The sequence below is a fragment of the Mesorhizobium liriopis genome, assembly GCF_024053505.1.
In the GTDB taxonomy this organism is placed as follows: Bacteria; Pseudomonadota; Alphaproteobacteria; order Rhizobiales; family Rhizobiaceae; genus Mesorhizobium_B; species Mesorhizobium_B liriopis.
This window is the reverse complement of record NZ_JAMXQS010000004.1, coordinates 58,839-80,967: the sequence shown is the minus strand read 5'-3', so window position 1 is coordinate 80,967 and position 22,129 is coordinate 58,839. Positions and strand designations below refer to the sequence as shown.

Here is a 22,129-nt window from a genome sequence, read left to right as displayed (position 1 = left end):
ATGCGCAGCGCGGCATTGAGCGATATCCTCGCCGTGCTCGGCTTCTTCACACGCCTGCCGGTGCCTCATCGCCCGCATGAAGGACGGACATTCCGCGACGCGCTCTGGGCGACCCCGCTGGCTGGACTTGCCGTCGCACTGATCGGGGCGCTTGTCTTTTGGCTCGCCGACGCGCTCGACGTGCCGCATGGGCCAGCCGCGATGCTCGCGCTCGCGGCCACCATTCTCGCCACCGGCTGCTTCCATGAGGATGGGCTGGCGGACATTGCCGACGGCTTCGGCGGCGGACACACGGTCGAGCGCAAGCTCGAGATCATGAAGGACAGCCGCGTCGGCAGCTATGGGGCGATGGCGCTGATCCTGTCTGTCGGCCTGCGCTGGTCTGCTCTTTCGAAACTGGATGATGCGGGTGATGTGCTGGTCGCACTGGTGGCCGCGCATTGCGCCTCGCGGGCTCTGCTGCCGCTTTTCCTGCGTCTTGTGCGGCCCGCGCGTGATGCGGGACTGGCTGCGGGCCTCAATGCCATTCCGCCGAAGGCCGCCGGCGGTGCGTTGCTGCTCGGCATCATGTCCCTGATACCGCTCGGCTTCGGCGGCTTCGTTGTCGCCCTTGCGCTGCTCCTATCAGCCTTCCTCTTCATGCGCCGCCTCTCGATCCGCCAGATCGGCGGCCAGACCGGCGATGTCTGCGGCGCCCTCCAGCAGATCGCCGAAATCCTGCTCCTCCTGCTGGCTGCCGCCACATTTTCCTGAACCCTCGGAGTTCGCCCCATGTCCGTTTCTTCGCTCTCCGAACTGCGTGCTCTTTGCACCGATCTCCCTGCCGGCAGCGAAGCGGCGGAGCATGAGGCGAGAGCACGGCAGGATATGCTGACCAAGCCGCAGGGGAGCCTCGGCCGCCTTGAGGAACTGGCGATCTGGCTGTCGCGCTGGCAGGGAACGGCGCGGCCGGAACTGGACAAGGTGAGCGTCCTCGTCTTCGCCGGATCGCATGGCGTGACCGCGCGCGGCGTTTCGGCCTTTCCAGCCGAAGTCACGGCACAGATGGTGGCGAACTTCGCCAATGGGGGCGCGGCCATCAACCAACTGGCGCGCTCGGTCGGCGCGACGCTCAAGGTGGTGCCGCTCGACGTCGAACGCCCCACAGCCGATTTCACCCTCGCACCCGCGATGGACGAGCGCGAATTTCTCCAGGCCGTTTCAGCCGGCATGGATGCAGTCGAGCCGGATACGCAGGTTCTCTGCCTGGGTGAAATGGGCATCGGCAACACCACTGTTGCAGCGGCTGTCGCAGCAGCGCTTTTCGGCGGCGACGGCGCGTCATGGGTGGGACGCGGCACGGGCGTCGACGATGAAGGGCTGCAACGCAAGGCAGGCGCTGTTGATGATGGTCTTGCGCGTCATGCCGGCATTCTTGGCGACCCTTTAATGGTTCTGGCCAGTCTCGGCGGGCGCGAACTGGCGGCGATGTTCGGTGCATCGCTTCAGGCGCGGCGCAACAACATCCCCGTCTTGCTCGACGGGTTCGTCTCCACCGCCGCCTGCGCGCCGCTCGCCCAACTCGCGCCGAACGGTCTCGCCCACGCAAAGGCTGCTCACGCATCCGCCGAAGCCGGCCATCGCCGCCTGCTCGACGCGCTCGACCTCAAGCCGCTGCTCGACTTCCAGATGCGCTTGGGCGAGGCCTCTGGCGCGTGTCTCGCGGTCGGCCTGCTCCGAAGCGCGCTCGCCTGCCACGACGGCATGGCGAGCTTCGCGGAAGCCGGCGTTTCGGAGAAGTAGAACTAGCGGGATGATCGCTTCGGTGATGGCCCTCCGGCCAGGGCCTGGCGCTTCTCGATCGGAAACGGGATCAACACCCCGCCCCCATCACGACCGGGCGGCGCCTTCTTCTGTTTTTCAGCTGCTTCGGCCGCCTTCAGGCGGTTCCGTATGGCCTGCATCGCGACATCGAATCGCAGCATCTGCCCTCGCCTTTCCACTCCGGCCCGCAAGGCCGGTCTCCTCGTCCCCGAACGTGCCTTCCAATGGTCCGAATGGCCACCGGTTCCCTCGGTTCGACGAATGAATTTCCAACCGCTGAAAACGGTCAAACCATGGCAGCGAGCTGGCGGAAGAAGAAAAGATTGAGCTGGTCGACGCGTTCATTGTTCGGGTCGGCCTGCGACGAGAATTTGACGATCGTCACGGCCCGCGAGGGATCGACGAAAAGCCACTGACCATGAATGCCGATGGCCGCGAAGGCGCCGCTCTCCTCGCCTGACGCATACCACTTGTTGCGATAGCTGCCCTCCGCGAACAGATCGGCGAAGTCGCCATTCTTCCAGGCCTCCTTGTCGCCGTTCTCAAGCGTATCGCGCACGAAAGTTTCCGGCACGACCTGCCGCGAGCCCGCAGCACCACCCTGCCGCATCATCTCGCCGATGCGTGCCAGATCATGCGCCGTCGTCAGGATGCCGCCTGCCGTGCGCGGCGAGCCCTCGGCATCGACCGTCACATAGGCCTCCCCCGTGGCACCGATGGGCTGCCACAAGAGTTCGGCGGCAAGCTCGGAAAAACGGCGCCCGATGGCGCGCTCGATCACGATGCCGAGCAGATCGGAATTGGGCGAGCGATAGCGCAGCGGTCCGCCGTGCTCATCGTCGCCCTTTTTGATGGACATCAGGAAATCGTGCAGCGACTGAGGCTCCTCGCCGCCGAGCGGATTCCACAAGGTCGCACGGCGATAGCGGGCGAAGCCGCCGGAGGGATCGGTATAGGCCTCCTCGAAATCGAGGCTGAGGCGCATGTCGAGAAGCTGACGCAGCGTGGCGGTGCCATAGGCCGATCCCTCCGCTTCCGGCAGGATGGAAACGAGCGGCGCCTCGAAATCCAGCACGCCCTGGCTGTTCAGGATGCCGGCTATCAGCGCGGTAATGGATTTGGAGATCGAGAAGACCAGATGCGGGCGACCCGCATCGGCATGGGGTGCCTGCCAGCCGATGAGAGGTTTGCCTTCCTTCAAGACCAGCAGAATGTCCGTCTCGGCCGCCTGCAGGAAGCGCTCCATGCCGATCTCCATGCCGTTGAGATCGAATGTCGTCTCAGCGAGCGCACCGAGCGTCGGCAGTGTTTCGGTCGCGGACGAAGACGCGATACCCGCACTCGGGACCAGTTCGCGCACGTTCTGGAACGACCACTGGTTGAACGGCGCGAGCCGCCAGTTGGCGAGCGTCACATCGGAGCGCTTGAAGCCGAAGCGGGTTTCGAACGCGGTGGTCTCGGTCATCGAACTCTCCAAAATGCGAGGCGGCCGCGCTTTGGCACGACCGCCTGACGGAAAAGTGGCGAACCCGCTATTTCTGCACTTCGGTCCAGATGCGGGTGTAGAGTTCCTGCACCTCCTGCGGGCACGCAACGGAAAAGTCCGACTTCGCCATGACATCCGCCGGCACGTTGATTTCCGGCGCATCCTTCATGTCGGCCGGCATGAAGGCCTCCGAGCCGGCGATGCCGTTCGCATAGCGATGAAAGGCCGAGTTCATCGCGGCATTCTCTGGGTCCATCATGAAGTTCATGAAGAGCTTGGCGTTCTCGACATTCTTCGCGTCCTTGAGGAGCACGATGTTGTCGCTCCAGACCAGCACGCCCTCCTTGGGGTAGAAGTAATGGATGGCGGGATTTCGCAGCCGCTGCCGGAGGGCGGAGCCGTTCCAGTCGCTCGTTGCCTTGAAGTCGCCGGCGACCATCTTCTCGATCGTGCTGTATTCCATGGCGACCCAGTAGGGCTTTGCCTTCAGCAGCGTGTCGCGCACCTTGCGCAGAACGTCCTTGTCGCTCTCGCAGATCTTGCCGCCATGATATTTGGTCGCGGCATAGATCACGTCGTTCATCTCGGGCACGATATTGATCTTGCCCTTGAGTTCCTCCGGCGGATCGAACACTGCCGCCCAGCTGTCGGCAGGCCCCTTGTAAGCGTCCGTGTTGACGACCACGCCGACCGTGCCCAGCGCCCATGGCACGGAATATTTGCGACCCGGGTCGAAGGGCGGGTTCTTCCATTCCTCGGCGATATTCTTGCCGTTCTCCATCTGCGCGGCGTCGATCTCCTGAACCAATCCCTCCTCGATCCAGATCGGGATGTAGTTCTGCGACGGCATGGCGATGTCGAACCCATGGCCGCCCTGACGAATCTTGGCGAGCGCGGTGTCGTTGGAATCGTAGTCGGTGATCGAGACTTTGACCTTATAGGTGTCCTCGAACTTCTTGATCATCTCGGGGCTCGTATAGTTGCCCCAGTTGAAGATGTTGAGCACGCCTTCCGCATGAGCCATGCCGGTCGAGGCGGCGAGTGCCAGCCCGAGCGCGGCCAGCTTGCCTTTCCAGTTCATCATGTTCCCCTCTTCTTTTGATGTGAAAAGGGCCGCCCGGTTTCCCGCGCGGCCCTTGTCGGCTTACTTCTGGATCTCGGTCCATATCCTCGTATAGAGCGCCTGCGCCTCCGCCGGACAGGTCACATTGAACTTGCCGGCAGCCTTGAACTCGGCCGGCACGTTGATCTCGGGCGCGGTCTTCATGTCCTCGGGCAGATACTGCTCGGAGCCCTTGATGCCGTTGGCATAGCGCGCGAAGGCCGAGATCATGGCGGCGTTCTGCGGGTCCATGATGAAGTTCTGGAAGAGCTTGGCGTTTTCGACGTTCTTGGCGTCCTTCAGGACAGCCACATTGTCCATCCAGACCGGATAGCCTTCCTTTGGATAGCCGTAGACGATGTCCTTGTTGAGAAGACGCGCGCGGAAGGATGCGCCGTTGTAGTTGGTGCCCGCGGCGGCGTCGCCCTTGGCGTATTTCTCGACATTGCCGTAGTCGATCGAGGCCCATTTCGGCTTGGCCTCGACCAGCTTGTCGCGAACCTTGCGCAGCAGTTCCTTGTCGCTCGTGCACTGCTCGCCGCCGAAATACATGATGGCGAGCGGCATGATGTCGGTGAGTTCGGGCAGGACGTTGATCTTGCCGACGAGCTCGGCCGGCGGATCGAGGAAGATCGCCGAGGTGTTCGGATCGCCCTTGTAGACGCTGCTGTTCACGGTCATGCCGGTGGTGCCCCACTGCCAGGGCACGGTGTAGTGGCGGCCCGGATCGAAGGGCACATCGACCCATTGCGGGTCCATGTTCTTGAAGTTCTCCATCTGATCCGGCCGCGTTTCGAGCAGCAGGCCGTCATTGATCCAGGCCGGCAGGCTTGCGCCGGAGGGCACCACGATGTCGAAGCCGTGGCCGCCCTGGCGCACCTTGGCAAGTGCGGTGTCGTTCGAGTCGTAATCCGTGATGGTCACCTTGACCTTGTAGGTGTCCTCGAACTTCTTGATGAGTTCGGCGCTGGTGTAATTGCCCCAGTTGTAGATGTTGAGCTCACCCTCGGCATGCGCGAGCCCGGTGGAGCCAGCAAGGGCGAGGCCCAAGCCCAGAACTGTTTGTTTCCACTGCATGATGATTGAACCCCTTAGACGTCTCGTTTGCGGCTGATGAAGAAGAACACCGTGACGATCAGGATGGAGATCGCCAGAAACACGGTGGAGATCGCGTTCATCTCTGGTGTGACGACGCGGCGAAGCTGGCCGAGCATGTAGGTCGGCAAGGTATCCTGCCCGCCGGATTTCACGAATTCGGTGATGACCACGTCGTCGAGGCTGATGACGAAAGCGAGCATGAGCCCGGCGAGGATACCGGGCCAGAGCAGCGGCAGCGTCACCCGCCTGAAAGCCTGCCAGCGCGTGGCGTAGAGGTCGGCGGCAGCAGTTTCCAAGCTTAGATCCATGGCCTCCAGCCGGGCGCGGATCGGCAGATAGGCGAACGGAATGCAGAAGGCCGTGTGCGCCAGGATGAGGTAGCCGAGGCCCGAATAGCCTGTCGCGATCTTCACGCGCGAGAACACGATCAGAAGTGCGACAGCCGTCACGATTTCGGGCACCATCAAAGGCGCGTTGATGAAGGCATATTTCGCGGTCAAGCCGCGATAGGCGCGTGTGCGGGTTGTGGCGAGTGCTGCCATGGTCGCGCAGATGGTGGCGAGGATGGCTGCTGCGGTCGCGATCTGCACCGAGCGGATGGAAGCATCGATCACCTGACTGTTGTTCCAGGCCTGATGGAACCAGCGCAGCGAAAAGCCTTCCCAGATGGCAATGGAAGTGCCCGCGTTGAAGGCATAGACCACCAGTGTCGCGATCGGCAGGTAGAGCAGAAAGAAGCAGATCAGCGCAACCGTGGTGAAGCCGGGCTGGGCGCGAACGCTGAAGCTCCTAGCCATGTGTCGGCCCTCCCCGGCTGGCATTGCGCACGTAGAAGAGCAGCGCGATCATGACGATGGCCATCAGCGCGATGGAAAGCGCTGCGCCCAAGGGCCAGTTTCGTCCCTGCCCGAACTGCAATTCGATCAGATTGCCGAGCATCATGGACTTGCCGCCACCCAGCACGCGCGGCGTGACATAGGCGCCGAGCGACGGGATGAAAACGAGGATCGAGCCCGCGATGATGCCGGGCTTCACCAGCGGAACGATGATCCGCCGCAGCACACCGAAGCGGGACGCATAAAGGTCGTAGCCGGCTTCCACGATACGAAAATCGATGCGCTCCATGGAAGCATAGAGTGGCAGCACCATCAGCGGCAGGTAGACATAGGTCATGCCGAGCCCGATCGCGAAATCGGTGAAGAGCATCGGGATCGGCTGGGAGATCAGCCCGAGCTTGAGGAGCAGCGTGTTCAAGAGCCCTTCCTGCCGGATCACCTCCTGAAGGGCAAAGGTGCGGATGAGCAGATTGGTCCAGAACGGAATGGTGATCAGAAACAGCCAGATCTCGCGCGTTCGCTCGTCTCGCGTCGCGATGAAGTAGGCGGTGGGAAAGCCGAAGACGAGCGTCAGGAGCGTGGTGATGAAGGCGAGCTTCATCGAGCGCCAGAAGATCGACAAATGCGCCCAGGCGGGGGCGAGCGTATCGTCGAAGATGTCGCGTTCGAGAAAGACGTTGAACCACGCATCCGATGAAAACTGCCAGCGCACGTCGCCATAGGAGCCGGGCGCCAGGAAGGAGTAGAGCAGCACGACCAGGAGCGGGCCGACCGCAGCGACAAGGATGATCAGAAGTGCCGGCGTGGAAAGCAGCCAGCGGCGCCGCGTGTCCTCGCGCTCGAACCGGGTTTCGGCTTCAGACGCGGCGGACATCAGTCTTTCAACACCTGCGCACCGTCCGGCGCGATGGCGACACCGACCGCATCGCCGACCACGAAACCACAATCGCGGCTGCGGCTGTTCTGCTGGCGTACGGTGAAGAGGTTCCTGTCGTCCAGTCGCACATGAATGTGCGTGTCCGTTCCGAAATAAACGATGTTCTCGACCTGCCCCCGCAGATCCCCGCCTTCGCGAATGGCGCGCGCATGTTCGGGACGCACCACGATGGTTGCCGGGCCGTTCGGCACATAACCTTCGGCGAGCGTGGCGGGGAGCATGGCACCAGACGACAGTGTGACCGTGGTGCGACCGTTCTCGATGGCGCCCAACGTGCCGGGCAGAAAGTTGGTTTCGCCGATGAAATCCGCCACGAAGCGGTCTGCCGGGCGGTCGTAGATCTCCCACGGCGCACCGACCTGCAGGATCTTGCCCGCCGACATGACCGCGATGCGGTCGCTCATGGTCAGAGCTTCTTCCTGGTCGTGGGTCACGAAGATGAAGGTGATGCCCGTCTCGGTCTGCAGCCGCTTGAGTTCGCTCTGCATCTCCTTGCGCAGCTTGTAATCGAGCGCGGACAGTGGCTCATCGAGTAGAAGCACCTTGGGCGAAGGCGCCAGTGCACGGGCGAGCGCCACGCGCTGTTGCTGACCGCCCGAGATCTGGCTCGTGCGCCGGTCCTTGAGCGCCTCCATGCGGACGAGCCTGAGCATCTGGTCGACGCGCGCTTTCACTTCGGCCTTCGGCTTGCCCAGCATTTCGAGCCCGAAGCCGATATTCTGGCCGACCGTCATGTGCGGGAAAAGCGCGTAGGACTGGAACACGGTGTTGACCGGCCGCTTGAAAGGCGGCAGCGGCGCAATGTCCTGACCGTGGAGCATGATCTGCCCTTCGGTGGGGAAGTCGAAGCCCGCGATCAACCGCAGAAGCGTGGTCTTGCCGCAGCCCGAGGGTCCGAGAAGGGTGAAGAACTCGTTCTCCCGGATCGTCACCGAGACATTGTCGAGCGCCTTGAAAGCATTTTCACCGATGCCGAAGCGCTTGCTCACGCCACGAACTTCGATGGCATTCCGATCCGGTTTTTCCGGCACGATTACCCCGCTGAAGACGTCCCGCTCTTTCTGGCGGCTACGCTGATTGTCATCACAGCCCGCAGCACTTGGCAACGGGCATTCGGTTGCGTGGCAGCGTCATCCGCCGAAAGTGATACGCCCGCCGCAGATCGTCAGGCGCGGGCGCACCGAAGCGATGGCCTCCGGCTCCGCCGACTCAAGGTCGCCGTCGAGGATCACGAGATCGGCGAGGAATCCGCGCCTGATCTTTCCCATCCGATGCTCGGCGAATTCCGCATAGGCCCCGCCCGCCGTATAGAATTCAAGGGCTTCGGCGAGCGAGACCGACTGGTCCGGATCGCTCTCCTGCCACTTCCGGCGCGTGACGGCCGCCTGCACACCGGACAGTGGGTCGATCGGCGAAACCGGCCAGTCGGAGGCGAAGCAGAGCTTGGCGCCGGCATCGAGCAGCGTGCGCCAGGCATAGGCCAGCGGCCAGCGCTCGCGGCCGATGCGCGATACGGTCGGTTCGAGCGGCAAGCCCATGCTGCCCGGCGGATGCGGCGGCTGCATGGAGGCGATCACGCCGAGTTCCCTGAAGCGCGGCACGTCGTCCTTGAGCACAACTTCGATATGCTCGATGCGGTGACGGCTGTCGCGCGCGCCGTTCTTCTCCCGCGCCGCCTCGTAACCGTCGAGCACAGCGTGAACCGCACCGTCGCCGATGGCATGGACCGCGATCTGAAGCCCGCGCCGGTCGATCTCCACCGCCAGCGCCTTGAACTTTTCGGGCGAAAACAGTGGCTCTCCAACCCAGTCCGGACGGTCGGCGTAAGGTTCGGTCATCACGGCCGTCCATGAGTCGAGCACGCCATCGTAGAACACCTTGACGATGCCCGATTTCAACCACTCGCCCGCATAGCGGTCCTTCATGCGCGAGGCTTTTTCGAGCGCGTCGAGCTGCATGAAGTTCTTGAAATGGAACGGCACCTGCACACGAACCGTGAGATCGCCCGCCTCTTCGATCTCGCGGAGGAGTTCCAGCGTGTAGAGGTTGCCATCCATGTTCTGAAGCGATGTGATGCCGTGCTGCGCGCACCATTCGAGGCCACGCTTCAAGGTCTCACGGTCATGGGCGCGCTCGGTTTCGCTCGGTGCGGGATCGGGTTCGCCACCGGTGGACAGACCCAGCCGCGCCCGCGTCTCGCCCGCGAATTCAAGGATCGGGCCGAAGGCCTCACCCTCGCGCAACTCGCCCTCGGCCAGACCGTCAGCTCCCATGACGACTTCGTTGCCGGGCCCGACCTCGCGCCCATGCAGCAGCCCCGACGCTTCAAGTGCCGCCGTGTTGGCCCACATCGTATGATGATCCGGCGCGCTCATGGCGAAGGGGCGATCGGGGATGATGCGGTCGAGATGGTGGCGCGTGACGCGTTCATCGGCCGAAAGGATCGTGTAATCCGCCCCCTGCGCCTGCAGAAGCTTGGCGTCGGGCTTGGTGGCCGCATAGTCGCGCACGGCCTTCTGCAGCACCTCGAAGCCATGGACGCCCATCAGCTGCAATTGATCGAGCTCGGCCGCCCCGCTGAACAGGTGCATGTGCGCTTCGATGAAGCCGGGCAGCACGGTCGCGCCATGCGCGTCGATCACCCGCGTTTCCGGCCCGCGATGGGCGAGCACATCGGCATCGCCGCCGACCAGCGCGATCTGTCCATCCCGAATCGCGACCGCCTCGGCCCTTGGATTTTCCCCGTCCATCGTCAGTACGCGGGCGTTGTGGACGATCAGTTCGGCGTTGCGGGTCAGTGGCGCGTCGGGCAATTCGAGCTCCTGTGAGAGTCGGGCTGCACATTCACGCGAGCATTCGCTTGGTCCAAGGAGCCAGCCAGCTTGCAGCGATTGCGCCACCGCGGGTAGCTTCGCCATCTCGTGCAACAGGAAGATCGCATGAAGACGGTTTATTCGCCACGCCACAAGGGACACCGCAACCAGGTCGAGCTGAACTCGGGCGCCATCGTGCCGGGTTTCGAGCTGCCCGAACGCGCCGAGATCATCCGGCGTCGCGTCGAGGCGGTGGGCCTGGGGGAGATCACTGCGCCCGAAGAGTGGGATCTCGAAACAGCCGCCAAGGTTCACCGGCGCGATTATCTCGATTTCCTGCCCACCGTCTGGCAGCGCTGGACGGCCGAAGGCCGCTCGGGCTCGGCCCTGCCCTTCACATGGCCCACGCGGGGACTGCGCGGCGACGTTCCCCCCGAAACCATTGATGGGCTGCTCGGCTTCTACTCCTTCGATGCCGGCGCGTCCTTCGTGGAAGGTTCATGGGACGCGATCAAATCGTCCCACGATGTGGCGCTTTCGGCCGCTCAACTCGTGAAGAATGGCGAGCGAGCCGCGTTTGCGCTTTGCCGCCCACCCGGCCACCATGCGGGCTCGGGCTTTGCAGGCGGTTACTGCTACATCAACAATGCGGCCGTGGCAGCTCAGTGGTTTCTCGACCAGGGGGCAGCGCGCGTCGCCATTCTCGATGTCGATTACCACCACGGGAACGGCACGCAGGAGATCTTCTACGAGCGCGCGGATGTGGCCGTCTTCAACCTCCATGCCGACCCGCTGCAGGAATACCCTTTCTATCTCGGCCATGCCGACGAGCGCGGCACCGGCCAAGGCGAAGGTTTCAACACCAACTACCCGATGCGCTGGGGCACCGATTTCGCGCGCTGGGACGAGGCCCACGCCGATGCCTGCGCCAAGCTCAAGCAATATGCGCCGGACGTGGTGGTCGTATCGCTCGGCGTCGACACATTCGAGCGCGATCCGATCAGCCAGTTCAAGCTCGTAAGCGACGACTATCCCAGGATCGGCCGCCGCATCGAGGCACTGCAGCTACCGACGCTGTTCGTGATGGAGGGCGGCTATGCGGTGGAAGAGATCGGCATCAATGCGGTCGGCGTGTTGACCGGTTTCGAGGGAGCATGAGCGAGATCACCACGCTCGGCGTCGTGCAGTTCGCCTGCTCGGACGTTGTGGACGAGAACATCGCCAATGCGTCGCGTCTCGTGCGGGAAGCCGCGGCACAGGGTGCGAACATCGTGCTCGTGCAGGAACTCTTCGAAGGCCATTACTTCTGCCAGGAGGAAAAGGCGGAGCACTTCGCGCGGGCGCGTCCGCTCGCGGGACATCCCACGGTGGAAGCCATGGCAACGCTCGCCAGCGAATTGGGCGTGGTGATCCCAATCTCGTTCTTCGAGCGGCGCAATCAGGCCTATTACAATTCGGTCGCGATGGTGGACGATCGCGGCGAGGTTCTCGGTCTTTATCGCAAGACGCATATTCCCGATGGGCCGGGTTACGAGGAGAAGTTCTACTTCAACCCTGGCGATACCGGCTTCCGTGTCTGGCCGACCCGCTTCGGCACGGTCGGCATCGGCATCTGCTGGGACCAGTGGTTCCCCGAAACCGCCCGCGCCCTGGCACTGCAGGGCGCGGAATTCCTGCTTTATCCGACCGCCATCGGCTCGGAGCCCGGCCGTCCCGAGTTCGACTCGATGGAGCACTGGCGCATCACCATGCGGGGCCATGCGGGCGCCAACCTGATGCCGGTCGCGGCCGCCAATCGCATCGGCACGGAAGTGGTGGGAGGCAAGAGCCAGACCTATTACGGCTCGTCCTTCATCGCCGGCGCGCAGGGAGAGTTGCTGGCGGGTGCGGGGCGAGACGAGGAAACGGTGCTGGTGGCGAGCTTCGATCGCGCAGCCCTGCGCGCGCAACGCGCGGCCTGGGGATTGTTCCGGGATCGGCGTCCGGAGCTCTACAAGGCGCTGGCGACGAGTGACGGGACTGTGGGGCTGGCCGAAGGCGTTTAGCCTCGGCTGAATGATGGATGGGTAGCGCCAGGGCTTGAGAATTCGCCCCTACCCCAACCGCAGCGCCGCCATCCCGCCGACGATCAGCAGCGCGGCGGCGATGCGCCATGCCGTCATGCGCTCCTTGAGCCAAACGACCGAGATGCCCATCGCGAACAGGATCGACGTTTCGCGCAGGGCCGCAACGGACGCAACCGGTGCGTGGCGCATGGCCCAGACGGCGACGCCGTAGGAAACCGCGCCGAGGATCCCGGCAAATGCCGTGATCGACCATTCGCGGAGAGGAATGCGGAACACGGCGCGGCCCTTGAGGTAAAGGCAGAGACAGCCGGTCCAGATGCCGTCGAGCATGAACATCCAGACCAGATAGCCCAGCATATCGCCGGTTTGCCGCGCGCCGGCGCCGTCGGCCAGAGTGTAGCCTGCGATAAAGAAACTGGTGGCGAGCGCGAAGAGGACCGCACGGCGCTCGACCTGGCCCACGCCGCCGCGCAGGGACATTGCGAATGTGCCGAGGCAGAGGAGCAGGATGCCGGCCGCCGCCAGCGGGCTCGGCACCTCGCCGAGCGCTAGGACGCCGATCAAGGCGACGAGCAGCGGAGCGGTGCCGCGCGCGAGCGCATAGGTCTGCGCGAGATCGCCCGCCTCGTAGGCTTTCGACAGGAAGAGCCGGTAGCCGTTCTGCATGATGATCGAGACGAGAATGAACGGCCAGACATGCCGTTCGGGGATCGCCACGAACGGCGTGAGCAGCACCGAGCCCGCACCCATGCCGAGCGTCATGAAGGAGATGGCGAGAAAGCGGTCGAGCCGCACCTTGATGAGGGCGTTCCAGGTGGCGTGCATGGCCGCGGCACCCAGCACGGCAAGAAAAACGGAGAGGCTCACGCGGCAATCCCGAGTTTGGCCCGAATGGCGGCGCCCACGCGCTCGCGCGCATCGCCGTGATGGAGAAAGCCGCTCTGCGTGAATGGCAGCGCGTAAAGTCCCTCTCCCCATGGCAGACCATCGGCGCGCGGGCTCAGGCCCCAATATTTCGCCGAGCGCATGCAGACGACGATGCGGGCCCCCTCATAGGCTTGAGGGAAAAGCACGTCCTGCGCCCAGTCGAGCGAAGCGCGGCTCGACGGCAGGGCGGCAAGCATCGGCCAATCGTGAAAGCTCTTCGAGCGATAGGCCGAGATGTTGAGGAAGGCGACACGCTCAGGGGCATCCGCAGGATCGACGCCGAACTGTGCCACACGGCGGGACCACCATCGGAACCAGGGCTTGTACTCATCCCCGCTCGGCAAAGGCGCTTCACCACTCCATTGGTGCTTGAAGAACGTTTCGTAAGCCGGGTCCTTCCCTCGCGCCTCGTCGAAATCGTCCAGACCGGGCGAGAGGTAAAGGAGCACGACGGGTGCGGTTCGCAGCGGTCCGAAGAAAGGATTGGGCGGAGCGGAATGCGGAAACCGGTGCGGCACGCGCTCCAGCACGAAGCGGTCGCGCGGATGCCGGAAGCTGCCCGCAGGCGCTTCCGCCCAGAAGCGAAACAGGCTGTCGGGCACGGTCATGAAAGCCGCGCTACACCATCAGCCGGCAAACGAGAAACAGGAAGTTCGAACAGCAGGATCGGAGTGATTGATCCAGCCGAGCGGATCAGTCAGCCAGCACCAGCACGTCGCGCGGCGAGAAGCCGATGCGTGCCGGCGTGCCGGCGACGGGCGGCGGCGAGGCGGGGTCGTTGAACGTGTCGAGCATGACCGCATTGCGGCCCACCCCCACCTTCACGCGGATGACCGAGCCCAAGAAATGCACGTCGCCGATCGTGCCGGACAGCCCCTGCTCACGACCGTTCGTTTCGCCGAGCGACACGGCTTCCGGGCGCAAAGCCAGCGTGATGGGCTTCCCGGCTTCGGCCTCGATGGGACGGCCGAGTTCGATCGTTTGCCCGTCCACCTCGACCGCACCGCGATCGCTGCTCGCGACACGGCCTTCGAGCAGGTTCAGCGTGCCGACGAAGCTCGCCACGAAGCGCGTCGCGGGACGGTTGTAGATCTCGAACGGCGTGCCGGTCTGTTCCGCCTTGCCGCCATACATCACGACAATGCGGTCGGACATGGACAGCGCTTCTTCCTGATCGTGCGTCACGAAAATGGTCGTGATGCCGAGCCGCTTCTGGATGGCACGGATTTCATCGCGCAGCGAAATGCGGACCTTGGCGTCGAGCGCGGATAGCGGCTCGTCGAGAAGCAGAAGCTTGGGCGACGGGGCAAGCGCACGGGCAAGCGCCACGCGCTGCTGCTGGCCGCCCGAAAGCTGATAAGGATAGCGGCTGCCGAAGTCGGGCAGCTTGATGATGGACAGCATCTCCTTCACCCGTGCTTCCTGCTCGGCGCGCGACACGCCGGCCACACGCAAGCCGAAGGCGATGTTCTGCGCGACCGTCAGGTTCGGGAACAGCGCATAGGCCTGAAACACCATGCCGATATCGCGCTTGTTGGGCTTGAGGTTGGTCACATCCACCCCGCCGATCATGATGCGGCCCGCCGACGGCTCCTCGAAGCCCGCCACCATGCGCAGCATCGTCGTCTTGCCGCAGCCAGAGGGTCCGAGAAAGGAAACGAACTCACCGCGCTCGACATCGAGGTTGAAGTCGTTGACGACCGTGGTCGCGCCGAAATCCTTGCGGACATTCTGGATCGAGAGAAAAGTGTCGGCCATGGGAACTCAGCGCGGCTGGTTGGCGGATTTGGGCGCGAAGCGCGACAGGATCTGGATCACCGACATACAGGCCCAGGTGATCGCGAAGGCGAGCACGGCGAGCGCTGCCGGCTCATAGGCGCGGTTGGCGCCGATGTTCTGGAGGTAGGGCCCGAAGGCTGGACGGTTCAGCAGGCTCGCCATGGTGAACTCGCCGATCACGATGGCAAAGGACAGGAATGCGCCCGAAAGCACGGCGATCAGCACATTGGGCAGGATCACGCGGGAAATGATGGTCGTCCACCCTGCCCCCAGGATCTGGGCGGCTTCCGTGAGCGTCCGGACGTCGATGGTGCGCAGGCCCGTATCGACGGCGCGATACATATAAGGCAACGCGAGCGTCGCATAGCCGATGATCAGCAGCGCATCCGTGCCGCGCGCGGTCGCAAGGAACGGCAGCGGCGAGGACGAGCCGTACATGCGGATATAGCCGAACACGATCACGATGGCCGGGATGATCAAAGGCAACAGCGTGATGAACTCGACCACGGGCCGCAGGTGCGGCATGCGCAGCCGAATCCAGTAGGCGGTGGGCACGACGACGAGCACGCCGAGCAGGATTGTGAGGATCGCCACCACGACCGAATAGGTGAAGGTCGCCTGGAAGCGGTCGTCGCCGAAGACCACGCGATAGGCGTCGAAGGAATACTCGCCCCGGCGCATGCGCAGGGAGAATTCGAGCGTGGCGATGAGCGGCACGAAGAAATAGAGCGCGCCGACGGTGAAAGTGGCCCATGCCCAGAAGCGGGAGGATTTCATGCGAAGGCCCTCCGATTGCGGGAAAGGTTGAACAACCGCTTCACCATCACCGCAGCCACTTCTCGGAGCGCGACCGGAACCAGATGTAGAACACATTGGCCAGGCCGGTGATCACGATCATTCCGAAGGCCAGCGCATAGCCCAGATGCGGGTTGTGGAGCACGTCGCCGCGGATTTGCGCGTAGAGCAGGATCGGCACGATGTTGAGCGATGAGCCGGTAAGAGCATAAGCGGTCGCAATCGCCCCGAACGCGTTGGCGAAAAGCAGGATCACGGTGCCGAGGAAGGATGGCCAGAGCACCGGAATGGCGACCATGCGCCAGTACTGCCACTGCGTGGCCCCCAGCGTTGCAGCCGCTTCCCCCCATTCGCGCTTCAACCCGTCGATGGCCGGCGTGATGATGACCACCATCAAGGGAATCTGGAAATAAAGGTAGGTGAGGGTCAGGCCCCAGAAGGACAGGATGTTGAAGCCCGTCGCATAGAGGTTGAACCCGAACAGGTCGCGCAAGAGCACGGTGACGAGGCCGAGACGGCCCAGCGTCGCCAGAAAGGCGAAAGCCAGCGGCACGCCGGCGAAGTTCGAGGCGACGCCTGAAAAGGTCATGGTCGCCGAGCGCACCCATGACGGCAACCCGCCGCGCACGATGGCAATCGCGATCGCCAAGCCCACCAGCGCACCGAGCAGCGCGGAGGCGAGGCTCACGCGGATCGAAATCCAGTAGGCGGCGATGATGGAAGGCTGAAACAGCAGCCCGATATTCTCGAAGGTCCACTCGCCCGCCGTGTTCTGGAACGCGCCGAGCACGAGATAACCGGTGGGCAGGATCAGAAAGAGCAGCGCGAAGAGAAAGAACGGCGCCACGCCGAGCCATTGCAGAGGCAGGCGCACAGGGCGCGAGCCGGAAGGCGGCGCTGCCGGCTTGACGACAGCGCCGGGCTCGATCGTTGCGATGTTGGTCATGAATGTGTGCGCCGGAGCAGACATGCGAGGCGGACGGTCCGGAGACCGCCCGCCATCACATCGTTACTTCACGTTGGCGCCGACCACGCTGTCCCACTGCTTGGTGATGGCTTCCTTGGAGGAAGCCTGATCTTCGAGCGTGGGGAACACGGCCTTCTCATAGGCAGCAGCCGGGGGCAGCTTGTCCATCAGGGCCTGCGGGATGACCTTGTTCGCCGCCAGGTCGTTGTAGCGGATCGGGTGGCAATAGCCGGCGAGCCAGCCGAGCTGGCCTTCGTCCGAATAAAGATACTCCATCCAGAGCTTGGCTGCATTCGGATGCGGCGCGAATGCGCTGATCGCCTGCACATAGACGCCTGCGACCACGCCGGACGCCGGCACCACGACTTCCACCGGCGGGTTGCCGTTGAGCGTATCGCGGCCGGTGAGCGCGTTATAGTCCCAGGTAACCAGGATCGGCGTCTGGCCCTGTGCCAGTGTCGCGGCCTTGCCGATCACGGGCACGAAGTTGCCGTTGGCATTCAGCTCCTTGAAGAAGTCGAGACCAGCCTTGCCGGCAGCCTCGCCAGCCGCGCCGCCCTTGGACAGGCCGGCAGCGTAAACGCCGAGGATCGCCTGGTTCGACGCGCGCGGATCACCGGCGAGCGCCACCGAGTTGGCGAATTCCGGCTTGAGCAGGTCGGCCCAGTCCTTGGGCGCATCGCCCGTGACGATGTCCTTGTTCACCTGGAACGAGAGAACGCCGTAATAGTCACCATACCAGTAACCCTCCGGGTCCTTGGCGTTATCCGGGATCGAGTCCCAAGTCGAAACCTTGTAAGGCTGGATCAGGCCTTCCTGCTTGGCCTGCGGGCCGTAGGACAGGCCGACATCGATCACGTCGGGGGCCTGCGGGCCCTTGTTGTCCTTGTTGGCTTTGATGGCTTCGAGTTCGTCCGAAGAACCGGCATCCGGGTTCAATTCGTTGATCGTGATCTCGGGATACTTCGCCTTGAAGCCCTCGATCACCTTGCCGTAGCCGCACCAGTCATGCGGCAGCGCGATGGTGGTCAGCTGGCCTTCCTTCTTGGCGGCCGCGACCAGTTCTTCCAGATTGCTTTGTGCCGATGCGATGGCCGTCGTCGCCATCAGCATCGCGGCTCCGACCGCCAGAGCCTGCCCCACCTTACCCATTGGTATTCTCCCGTTATGAGACGCCGAATGGCGCCCGCGCCGCCTCTATTCTTGTCCTGTGACAGCTCTGTGAATGCCGGACTGAGCCGGCAAAAAAGCTGCGAGGAAAATGACCCGGCGGCAACGGGCCCCTCTGAAACGCAACTAAGCGCGTTTCCGCGCCGCCTGCAATCGGCAGAAGGAAGTCAGATGAGGATAATTAAGCCGGATAAGTTTTTGGAGATATCAGACATTGCCGATCAGGGCGTCTTCCAGCAATTCGAGCACATCTTCTTCCGTCAGGGGAATCGGGTTGCCGCCGGCCGTGGGATCAACCACCGCCATGGCGGCAATGGTTGCCTTGCGTCCATCATCCATCTCGACGCCCTTCAGGAATTCGCCCAGCGTATGCGGCACGTTGAGATTGCGTCGCAGACCGATCACGGCCTGAAAGAAACCGTCGAAGCCGCCATTGATGCCGCAATAGCGCGCGAGCCGCTCGATCTTCTCCTCGATGGCCGAACGGTTGAAGTTCAGAACGTAAGGCATGAACACGGCATTGGTCATGCCGTGATGGGTGTCGTAAAGCGCCCCGATCGGGTGCGACAGCGAGTGAATGGCGCCAAGGCCCTTCTGGAACGCAGCGGCACCCATGGCGGCGGCAGACATCATATGCGCGCGAGCCGTCAGGTCCTGGCCATTCGTGAAAGCCTTGGGCAGATTTTCGAGCACGAGCCGGATGCCTTCGACGGCGATCCCATCGGCCATCGGGTGGTAGCCCGGCGCGGCATACGCTTCGAGACAATGTGCCAGCGCGTCCATACCCGTGCCGGCCGTGATGAAGGGCGGCATGCCGGCTGAAAGGGCCGGGTCGGCGATCACGATGGCCGGCAGGAGCTTGGGGTGGAAGATCACCTTCTTGGTGTGGGTTTCCTCGTTGGTGATCACGCCCGCGCGGCCCACTTCCGAGCCGGTGCCGGCAGTGGTCGGCACGGCGATGATCGGTGCGATGGCGTCATGATTGGCGCGGGTCCACCAGTCGCCGATATCCTCGAAATCCCAGACGGGCCGCGTCTGACCCTGCTGGAAGGCGACGAGCTTGCCAAGATCGAGCGCGGAGCCGCCACCGAAGGCGATCACCCCGTCATGCCCGCCCGCGCGATAGGCTTCGACACCCGCCACGAGGTTGGCATGAACCGGGTTCGGCTTCACATCCGAGAAGACGCCGTAGGACACGCCGGCTCTGTCGAGAACAGCCAGCGCGTCAGCTACGATCGGCAAGTTGGCGAGGCCCGGATCGGTGACGAAAAGCGGCTTCCTGATGCCCGCCGCTTCCAGCACTTCGGGCAATTCCGCGATGCGGCCAGCGCCGAAGCGGACGGTGGTGGGGTAGTTCCACTTGGAAACCAGCTGGGACATGCGAAACTCGAAACGTTGATCTGATGGGGTCGATAAGGCGAAGCGATCAGATCGCTTCGCGCAGGTGGAAGCTTTTGGGGCGCGTGAGGTTGTCGAAGCCGATGGCCGAAAGTGCCGCGCCCTTGCCGGTGTCCTTCACGCCCGTCCAGACCAGTGCGGGGTCGAGATAATCGCACCGGTTCATGAACACCGTGCCCGTCTCGATGCGATCGCCGAGCGCCGCCGCATGCTCCACATCCGAGGTCCAGACCGAGGCGGTCAAGCCGTACGGACTGTCGTTCATCAGCGCCAGCGCGTCCTCGTCGCCGCGCACCTTCATGATGCCGACGATGGGACCGAAGCTTTCCTCGCGCATCACGCTCATCTGGTGATCGACATGGGTGAGCACTTCCGGCGCCAGATAGGGCGAGCCTTCGCGGTCGTTCTCGACCTGCATTCCGACATGCGCCACGGCCCCTTTGCGCAGGGCCTCGGCCTTCTGCTCGCGGATGGCATCGGCGAAGCGCGCCTGCGCCATCGGCCCCATGGTGGTCGCCTGCTCGAGCGGGTTGCCGACCACATAGTTCTTGGTCTCGGCAACGAAGCCCTCGACGAACTCGTCATAGACCTTTTCATGCACGTAGATGCGCTCGATGCCGCAACAGCACTGGCCGGAATTATAGAAGGCGCCGTCCACGAGATTGGCGACCGCATGGTCGAGCTTGGCATCGGGCAGCACATAGGCTGGATCCTTGCCGCCGAGTTCGAGGCCGAGCGTCATGAAGGTGCCGGCCGCGGCCCTCTCGACCGCGCGTCCGCCCGCGACTGAGCCGGTGAAGTTCACATGGTCGATCTTGCCGGAGCCCAACAGCTTCTCGGTCTGCGCGTGGTTCAGCACGACGTTCTGGAAAACGCCCTTGGGGAAATCCGCGGCCTGGAACGCCTTGGCGAAGCGCTCGCCGACGAGGATCGTCTGCGCCGCATGCTTCAGGATCACCGCATTGCCGGCGATCAGTGCCGGCACGATGGTGTTGACTGCGGTGAGATAAGGATAGTTCCACGGCGCGATGACCATCACGACGCCGAGCGGCACCTTCTTCACATAGCGGCGGAAACCATCCTTGGGGTTCGATGCCGTCACGGGTGCCAGCGCGCTTTCGGCAATGCCCACCATATATTCGGTGCGCTCCTTCACGCCGCCGAACTCGCCGCCATAGCGAACGGGACGGCCCATCTGCCAGGCGAGTTCAGGCACGATCTCCTCGCCCATCGCCGTCAGCGCTTCGAGAAAGCGCAGCGCATAGTCCGTGCGCTCCTTGACGGGGCGCAAGGCCCATTCGGCCTGCGCCGCCTTGGCGCGCTCGACGACGGCGCTGATCTCGCTATCGGAGGCCACGGGGCGCTCGGCATAGACCGAGCCGTCGATGGGGGAGATGAGCTTGATGGTTTCCATGAACGGAACTCCGAACTGAACTTTCGCACGGCGCGGCGACATTATCGCGAGAAGCGCCTTTTATCGCCGAGACCGGCGCGCCGCCACTGGCAGGCGCGCTGAAATCAAGAGGTTTCGGAACGGGGCCGTCAGTACCGCTCGAACCCGCGATGACGCTCCCAATCCGTGACGCGGCGGTCATATTCGAGCTGTTCCCAGCGCGCGGTGTGGAGATAGTGCTCGACCACCTCTTCGCCGAATGCTTCCTTGAGCAGAGCCGAGGCTTCCAGCGTGTCGATCGCTTCACGCAGGGTCTTCGGAATTTCCGTCAGGCTCTCGGCGAAATAGGCATCGCCCTCGAAGGGCTGGGACAGTTCGAGCTTCTCGTCGATGCCCTTGAGACCCGCGGCGATCAGCGCGGCGAAGGCGAGATAGGGGTTGAGGTCGGCGCCGCCGACACGGCATTCGATGCGCAGGCCTTTGGTGCCCTCCCCGCACAGGCGGAAGCCGGCCGTGCGATTGTCGCGGCTCCATGTGATCTTGGTGGGCGCGAACGTGCCGGCCTGGAAGCGCTTATAGGAGTTGATGTAGGGGCACAGGAACCACGTATAGTCCCGCGCATATTTGAGCTGGCCCGCCACCCACGAGCGCATCAGCGGCGTCATGGAATATTCGGCGTTTTGATCGAAGAAGAGCGGCGTCTTGCCATCCGCGCTCCACAGCGAATTATGGATGTGCGAGGAATTGCCGGCGAGCGCATAGTCGTATTTCGCCATGAAGGTGATCGCCTTGCCGTGGTTCTCGGCGATCTCCTTGCAGCCATTCTTCATGATGACGTGCCGGTCGGCCATTTCGAGCGCATCGGCATAGCGCACATTGATCTCTTCCTGGCCCGGCCCCCACTCGCCCTTGGAGTTCTCGATCTCGATGCCTGCACCCGCCAAGCCGTTTCGAATGGCGCGCATCACACCTTCTTCCTTGGTGGTGATGCCGATCAGATAGTCGCCGATATAAGGGGACGCGGTTTCGAGCCCGCTCCAGTGCTTTTCGCGCGCTGCCTTGTAGGTTTCATCGAAGAGGTAGAATTCGAGCTCGGACGCAAAATAAGCGAGATAGCCGCGCTCCTTCAGGCGCTCGACTTGACGCTTCAGAATGCCGCGCGGCGAGTGCGGCAGGTCGTCATGGGTGTGATGGTCCTGCAGGTCGCAAAGCACCAGCGCGGTCTTTTCGAGCCATGGCACACGGCGCAGCGTGGACAGGTCCGGCTTCATGACGAAATCGCCATAGCCCTTGGTCCAGCTTGCCGCCTTGTAGCCGGGCACCGGCTCCATATCGATATCGTTGGCGAGCAGGTAGTTGCAGCCGTGGGTTTCGTCATGGGCGGATCGTGCGAAGAACCCTGCCTCGAAGCGCTTGCCGATCAGGCGGCCCTGCATGTCGACAGCGGCGGTCAGCACCGTGTCGATCTCGCCAGAGGAAATTTCCTTTTTCAGGTCTTCGAACGAAAGATTACCGGCCATGATGGCTCCGAAAATGTGGGCGTCTGGATAGGCTTAAAC

Annotated in this window: 21 protein-coding genes; 4 read left to right on the top strand and 17 right to left on the bottom strand. The window is 63.5% G+C overall.

Features of this window, described 5'->3' with window-relative positions:
- Together cobS and cobT are read left to right on the top strand one after the other, a co-directional pair.
- The gene (gene cobS, locus NGM99_RS08285; RefSeq protein ID WP_252817918.1) at nt 1–753 is read left to right on the top strand and encodes an adenosylcobinamide-GDP ribazoletransferase; all 753 of its coding nucleotides are present in this window, start codon (nt 1–3) and stop codon (nt 751–753) included.
- An 18-nt stretch (nt 754–771) separates the two neighbouring features.
- On the top strand, nt 772–1,782 hold the full coding sequence (gene cobT / locus NGM99_RS08280; protein ID WP_252817917.1) for a nicotinate-nucleotide--dimethylbenzimidazole phosphoribosyltransferase: 1,011 nt from the start codon (nt 772–774) through the stop codon (nt 1,780–1,782).
- Nucleotides 1,783–1,784: 2 nt separating this feature from the next.
- On the opposite strand, the gene NGM99_RS08275 is transcribed toward cobT, so the two are convergent.
- From NGM99_RS08275 to NGM99_RS08240, 8 genes are all read right to left on the bottom strand, one after another.
- Complete coding sequence (locus NGM99_RS08275) at nt 1,785–1,964, bottom strand: hypothetical protein (RefSeq protein WP_252817916.1); 180 nt, start codon at nt 1,962–1,964, stop codon at nt 1,785–1,787.
- A 125-nt stretch (nt 1,965–2,089) separates the two neighbouring features.
- Nucleotides 2,090–3,268, bottom strand: a complete 1,179-nt coding sequence (locus NGM99_RS08270; protein ID WP_252817914.1) for a serine hydrolase domain-containing protein — start codon at nt 3,266–3,268, stop codon at nt 2,090–2,092.
- A gap of 67 nt (nt 3,269–3,335) precedes the next feature.
- A complete protein-coding gene (locus NGM99_RS08265; protein ID WP_252818445.1) occupies nt 3,336–4,370 on the bottom strand; it encodes an ABC transporter substrate-binding protein in 1,035 nt (344 codons plus the stop codon).
- A gap of 63 nt (nt 4,371–4,433) precedes the next feature.
- Nucleotides 4,434–5,468, bottom strand: coding sequence for an extracellular solute-binding protein (locus NGM99_RS08260; protein WP_252817913.1), 1,035 nt, complete (start codon nt 5,466–5,468; stop codon nt 4,434–4,436).
- 14 nt (nt 5,469–5,482) lie between these two features.
- Nucleotides 5,483–6,286, bottom strand: a complete 804-nt coding sequence (locus tag NGM99_RS08255) for an ABC transporter permease (protein ID WP_252817911.1) — start codon at nt 6,284–6,286, stop codon at nt 5,483–5,485.
- Nucleotides 6,279–7,199, bottom strand: coding sequence for an ABC transporter permease (locus tag NGM99_RS08250; protein WP_252817909.1), 921 nt, complete (start codon nt 7,197–7,199; stop codon nt 6,279–6,281). Before NGM99_RS08250 ends, NGM99_RS08255 begins: the two co-directional genes overlap by 8 nt.
- Complete coding sequence (locus NGM99_RS08245) at nt 7,199–8,293, bottom strand: ABC transporter ATP-binding protein (protein WP_252817908.1); 1,095 nt, start codon at nt 8,291–8,293, stop codon at nt 7,199–7,201. The genes NGM99_RS08250 and NGM99_RS08245 overlap by 1 nt, the downstream gene beginning before the upstream one ends.
- A 99-nt stretch (nt 8,294–8,392) precedes the next feature.
- Nucleotides 8,393–10,012, bottom strand: a complete 1,620-nt coding sequence (locus NGM99_RS08240) for an amidohydrolase (protein WP_252818443.1) — start codon at nt 10,010–10,012, stop codon at nt 8,393–8,395.
- Nucleotides 10,013–10,201: 189 nt separating this feature from the next.
- On the opposite strand from NGM99_RS08240, the gene NGM99_RS08235 reads away from it, so the two are divergent.
- On the top strand, nt 10,202–11,233 hold the full coding sequence (locus NGM99_RS08235) for a histone deacetylase family protein (protein WP_252817906.1): 1,032 nt from the start codon (nt 10,202–10,204) through the stop codon (nt 11,231–11,233).
- A complete protein-coding gene (gene aguB / locus NGM99_RS08230) occupies nt 11,230–12,120 on the top strand; it encodes an N-carbamoylputrescine amidase (protein WP_252817905.1) in 891 nt (296 codons plus the stop codon). Before NGM99_RS08235 ends, aguB begins: the two co-directional genes overlap by 4 nt.
- Before the next feature lie 48 nt (nt 12,121–12,168).
- Here aguB and NGM99_RS08225 read toward each other — a convergent pair whose 3' ends face one another.
- The 9 genes from NGM99_RS08225 to NGM99_RS08185 form a co-directional block, all read right to left on the bottom strand.
- On the bottom strand, nt 12,169–13,008 hold the full coding sequence (locus tag NGM99_RS08225; RefSeq protein WP_252817903.1) for an EamA family transporter: 840 nt from the start codon (nt 13,006–13,008) through the stop codon (nt 12,169–12,171).
- Nucleotides 13,005–13,676, bottom strand: a complete 672-nt coding sequence (locus NGM99_RS08220; protein WP_252817902.1) for a hypothetical protein — start codon at nt 13,674–13,676, stop codon at nt 13,005–13,007. The genes NGM99_RS08225 and NGM99_RS08220 overlap by 4 nt, the downstream gene beginning before the upstream one ends.
- A gap of 85 nt (nt 13,677–13,761) precedes the next feature.
- The gene (locus NGM99_RS08215; protein ID WP_252817900.1) at nt 13,762–14,826 is read right to left on the bottom strand and encodes an ABC transporter ATP-binding protein; all 1,065 of its coding nucleotides are present in this window, start codon (nt 14,824–14,826) and stop codon (nt 13,762–13,764) included.
- A gap of 6 nt (nt 14,827–14,832) precedes the next feature.
- Nucleotides 14,833–15,624, bottom strand: a complete 792-nt coding sequence (locus tag NGM99_RS08210; RefSeq protein ID WP_252817899.1) for an ABC transporter permease — start codon at nt 15,622–15,624, stop codon at nt 14,833–14,835.
- Between the two features lie 46 nt (nt 15,625–15,670).
- A complete protein-coding gene (locus NGM99_RS08205; protein WP_252817897.1) occupies nt 15,671–16,588 on the bottom strand; it encodes an ABC transporter permease in 918 nt (305 codons plus the stop codon).
- 63 nt (nt 16,589–16,651) lie between these two features.
- Nucleotides 16,652–17,761, bottom strand: coding sequence for an ABC transporter substrate-binding protein (locus tag NGM99_RS08200; RefSeq protein WP_252817896.1), 1,110 nt, complete (start codon nt 17,759–17,761; stop codon nt 16,652–16,654).
- A gap of 225 nt (nt 17,762–17,986) precedes the next feature.
- Nucleotides 17,987–19,159 (bottom strand): iron-containing alcohol dehydrogenase, encoded by a 1,173-nt coding sequence (locus tag NGM99_RS08195; RefSeq protein WP_252817894.1) that lies wholly within the window; start codon nt 19,157–19,159, stop codon nt 17,987–17,989.
- Nucleotides 19,160–19,205: 46 nt separating this feature from the next.
- Nucleotides 19,206–20,591 (bottom strand): aldehyde dehydrogenase family protein, encoded by a 1,386-nt coding sequence (locus NGM99_RS08190; RefSeq protein ID WP_252817892.1) that lies wholly within the window; start codon nt 20,589–20,591, stop codon nt 19,206–19,208.
- 128 nt (nt 20,592–20,719) lie between these two features.
- A complete protein-coding gene (locus tag NGM99_RS08185) occupies nt 20,720–22,090 on the bottom strand; it encodes a glutamine synthetase family protein (protein WP_252817891.1) in 1,371 nt (456 codons plus the stop codon).
- Nucleotides 22,091–22,129: the final 39 nt, after the last annotated feature.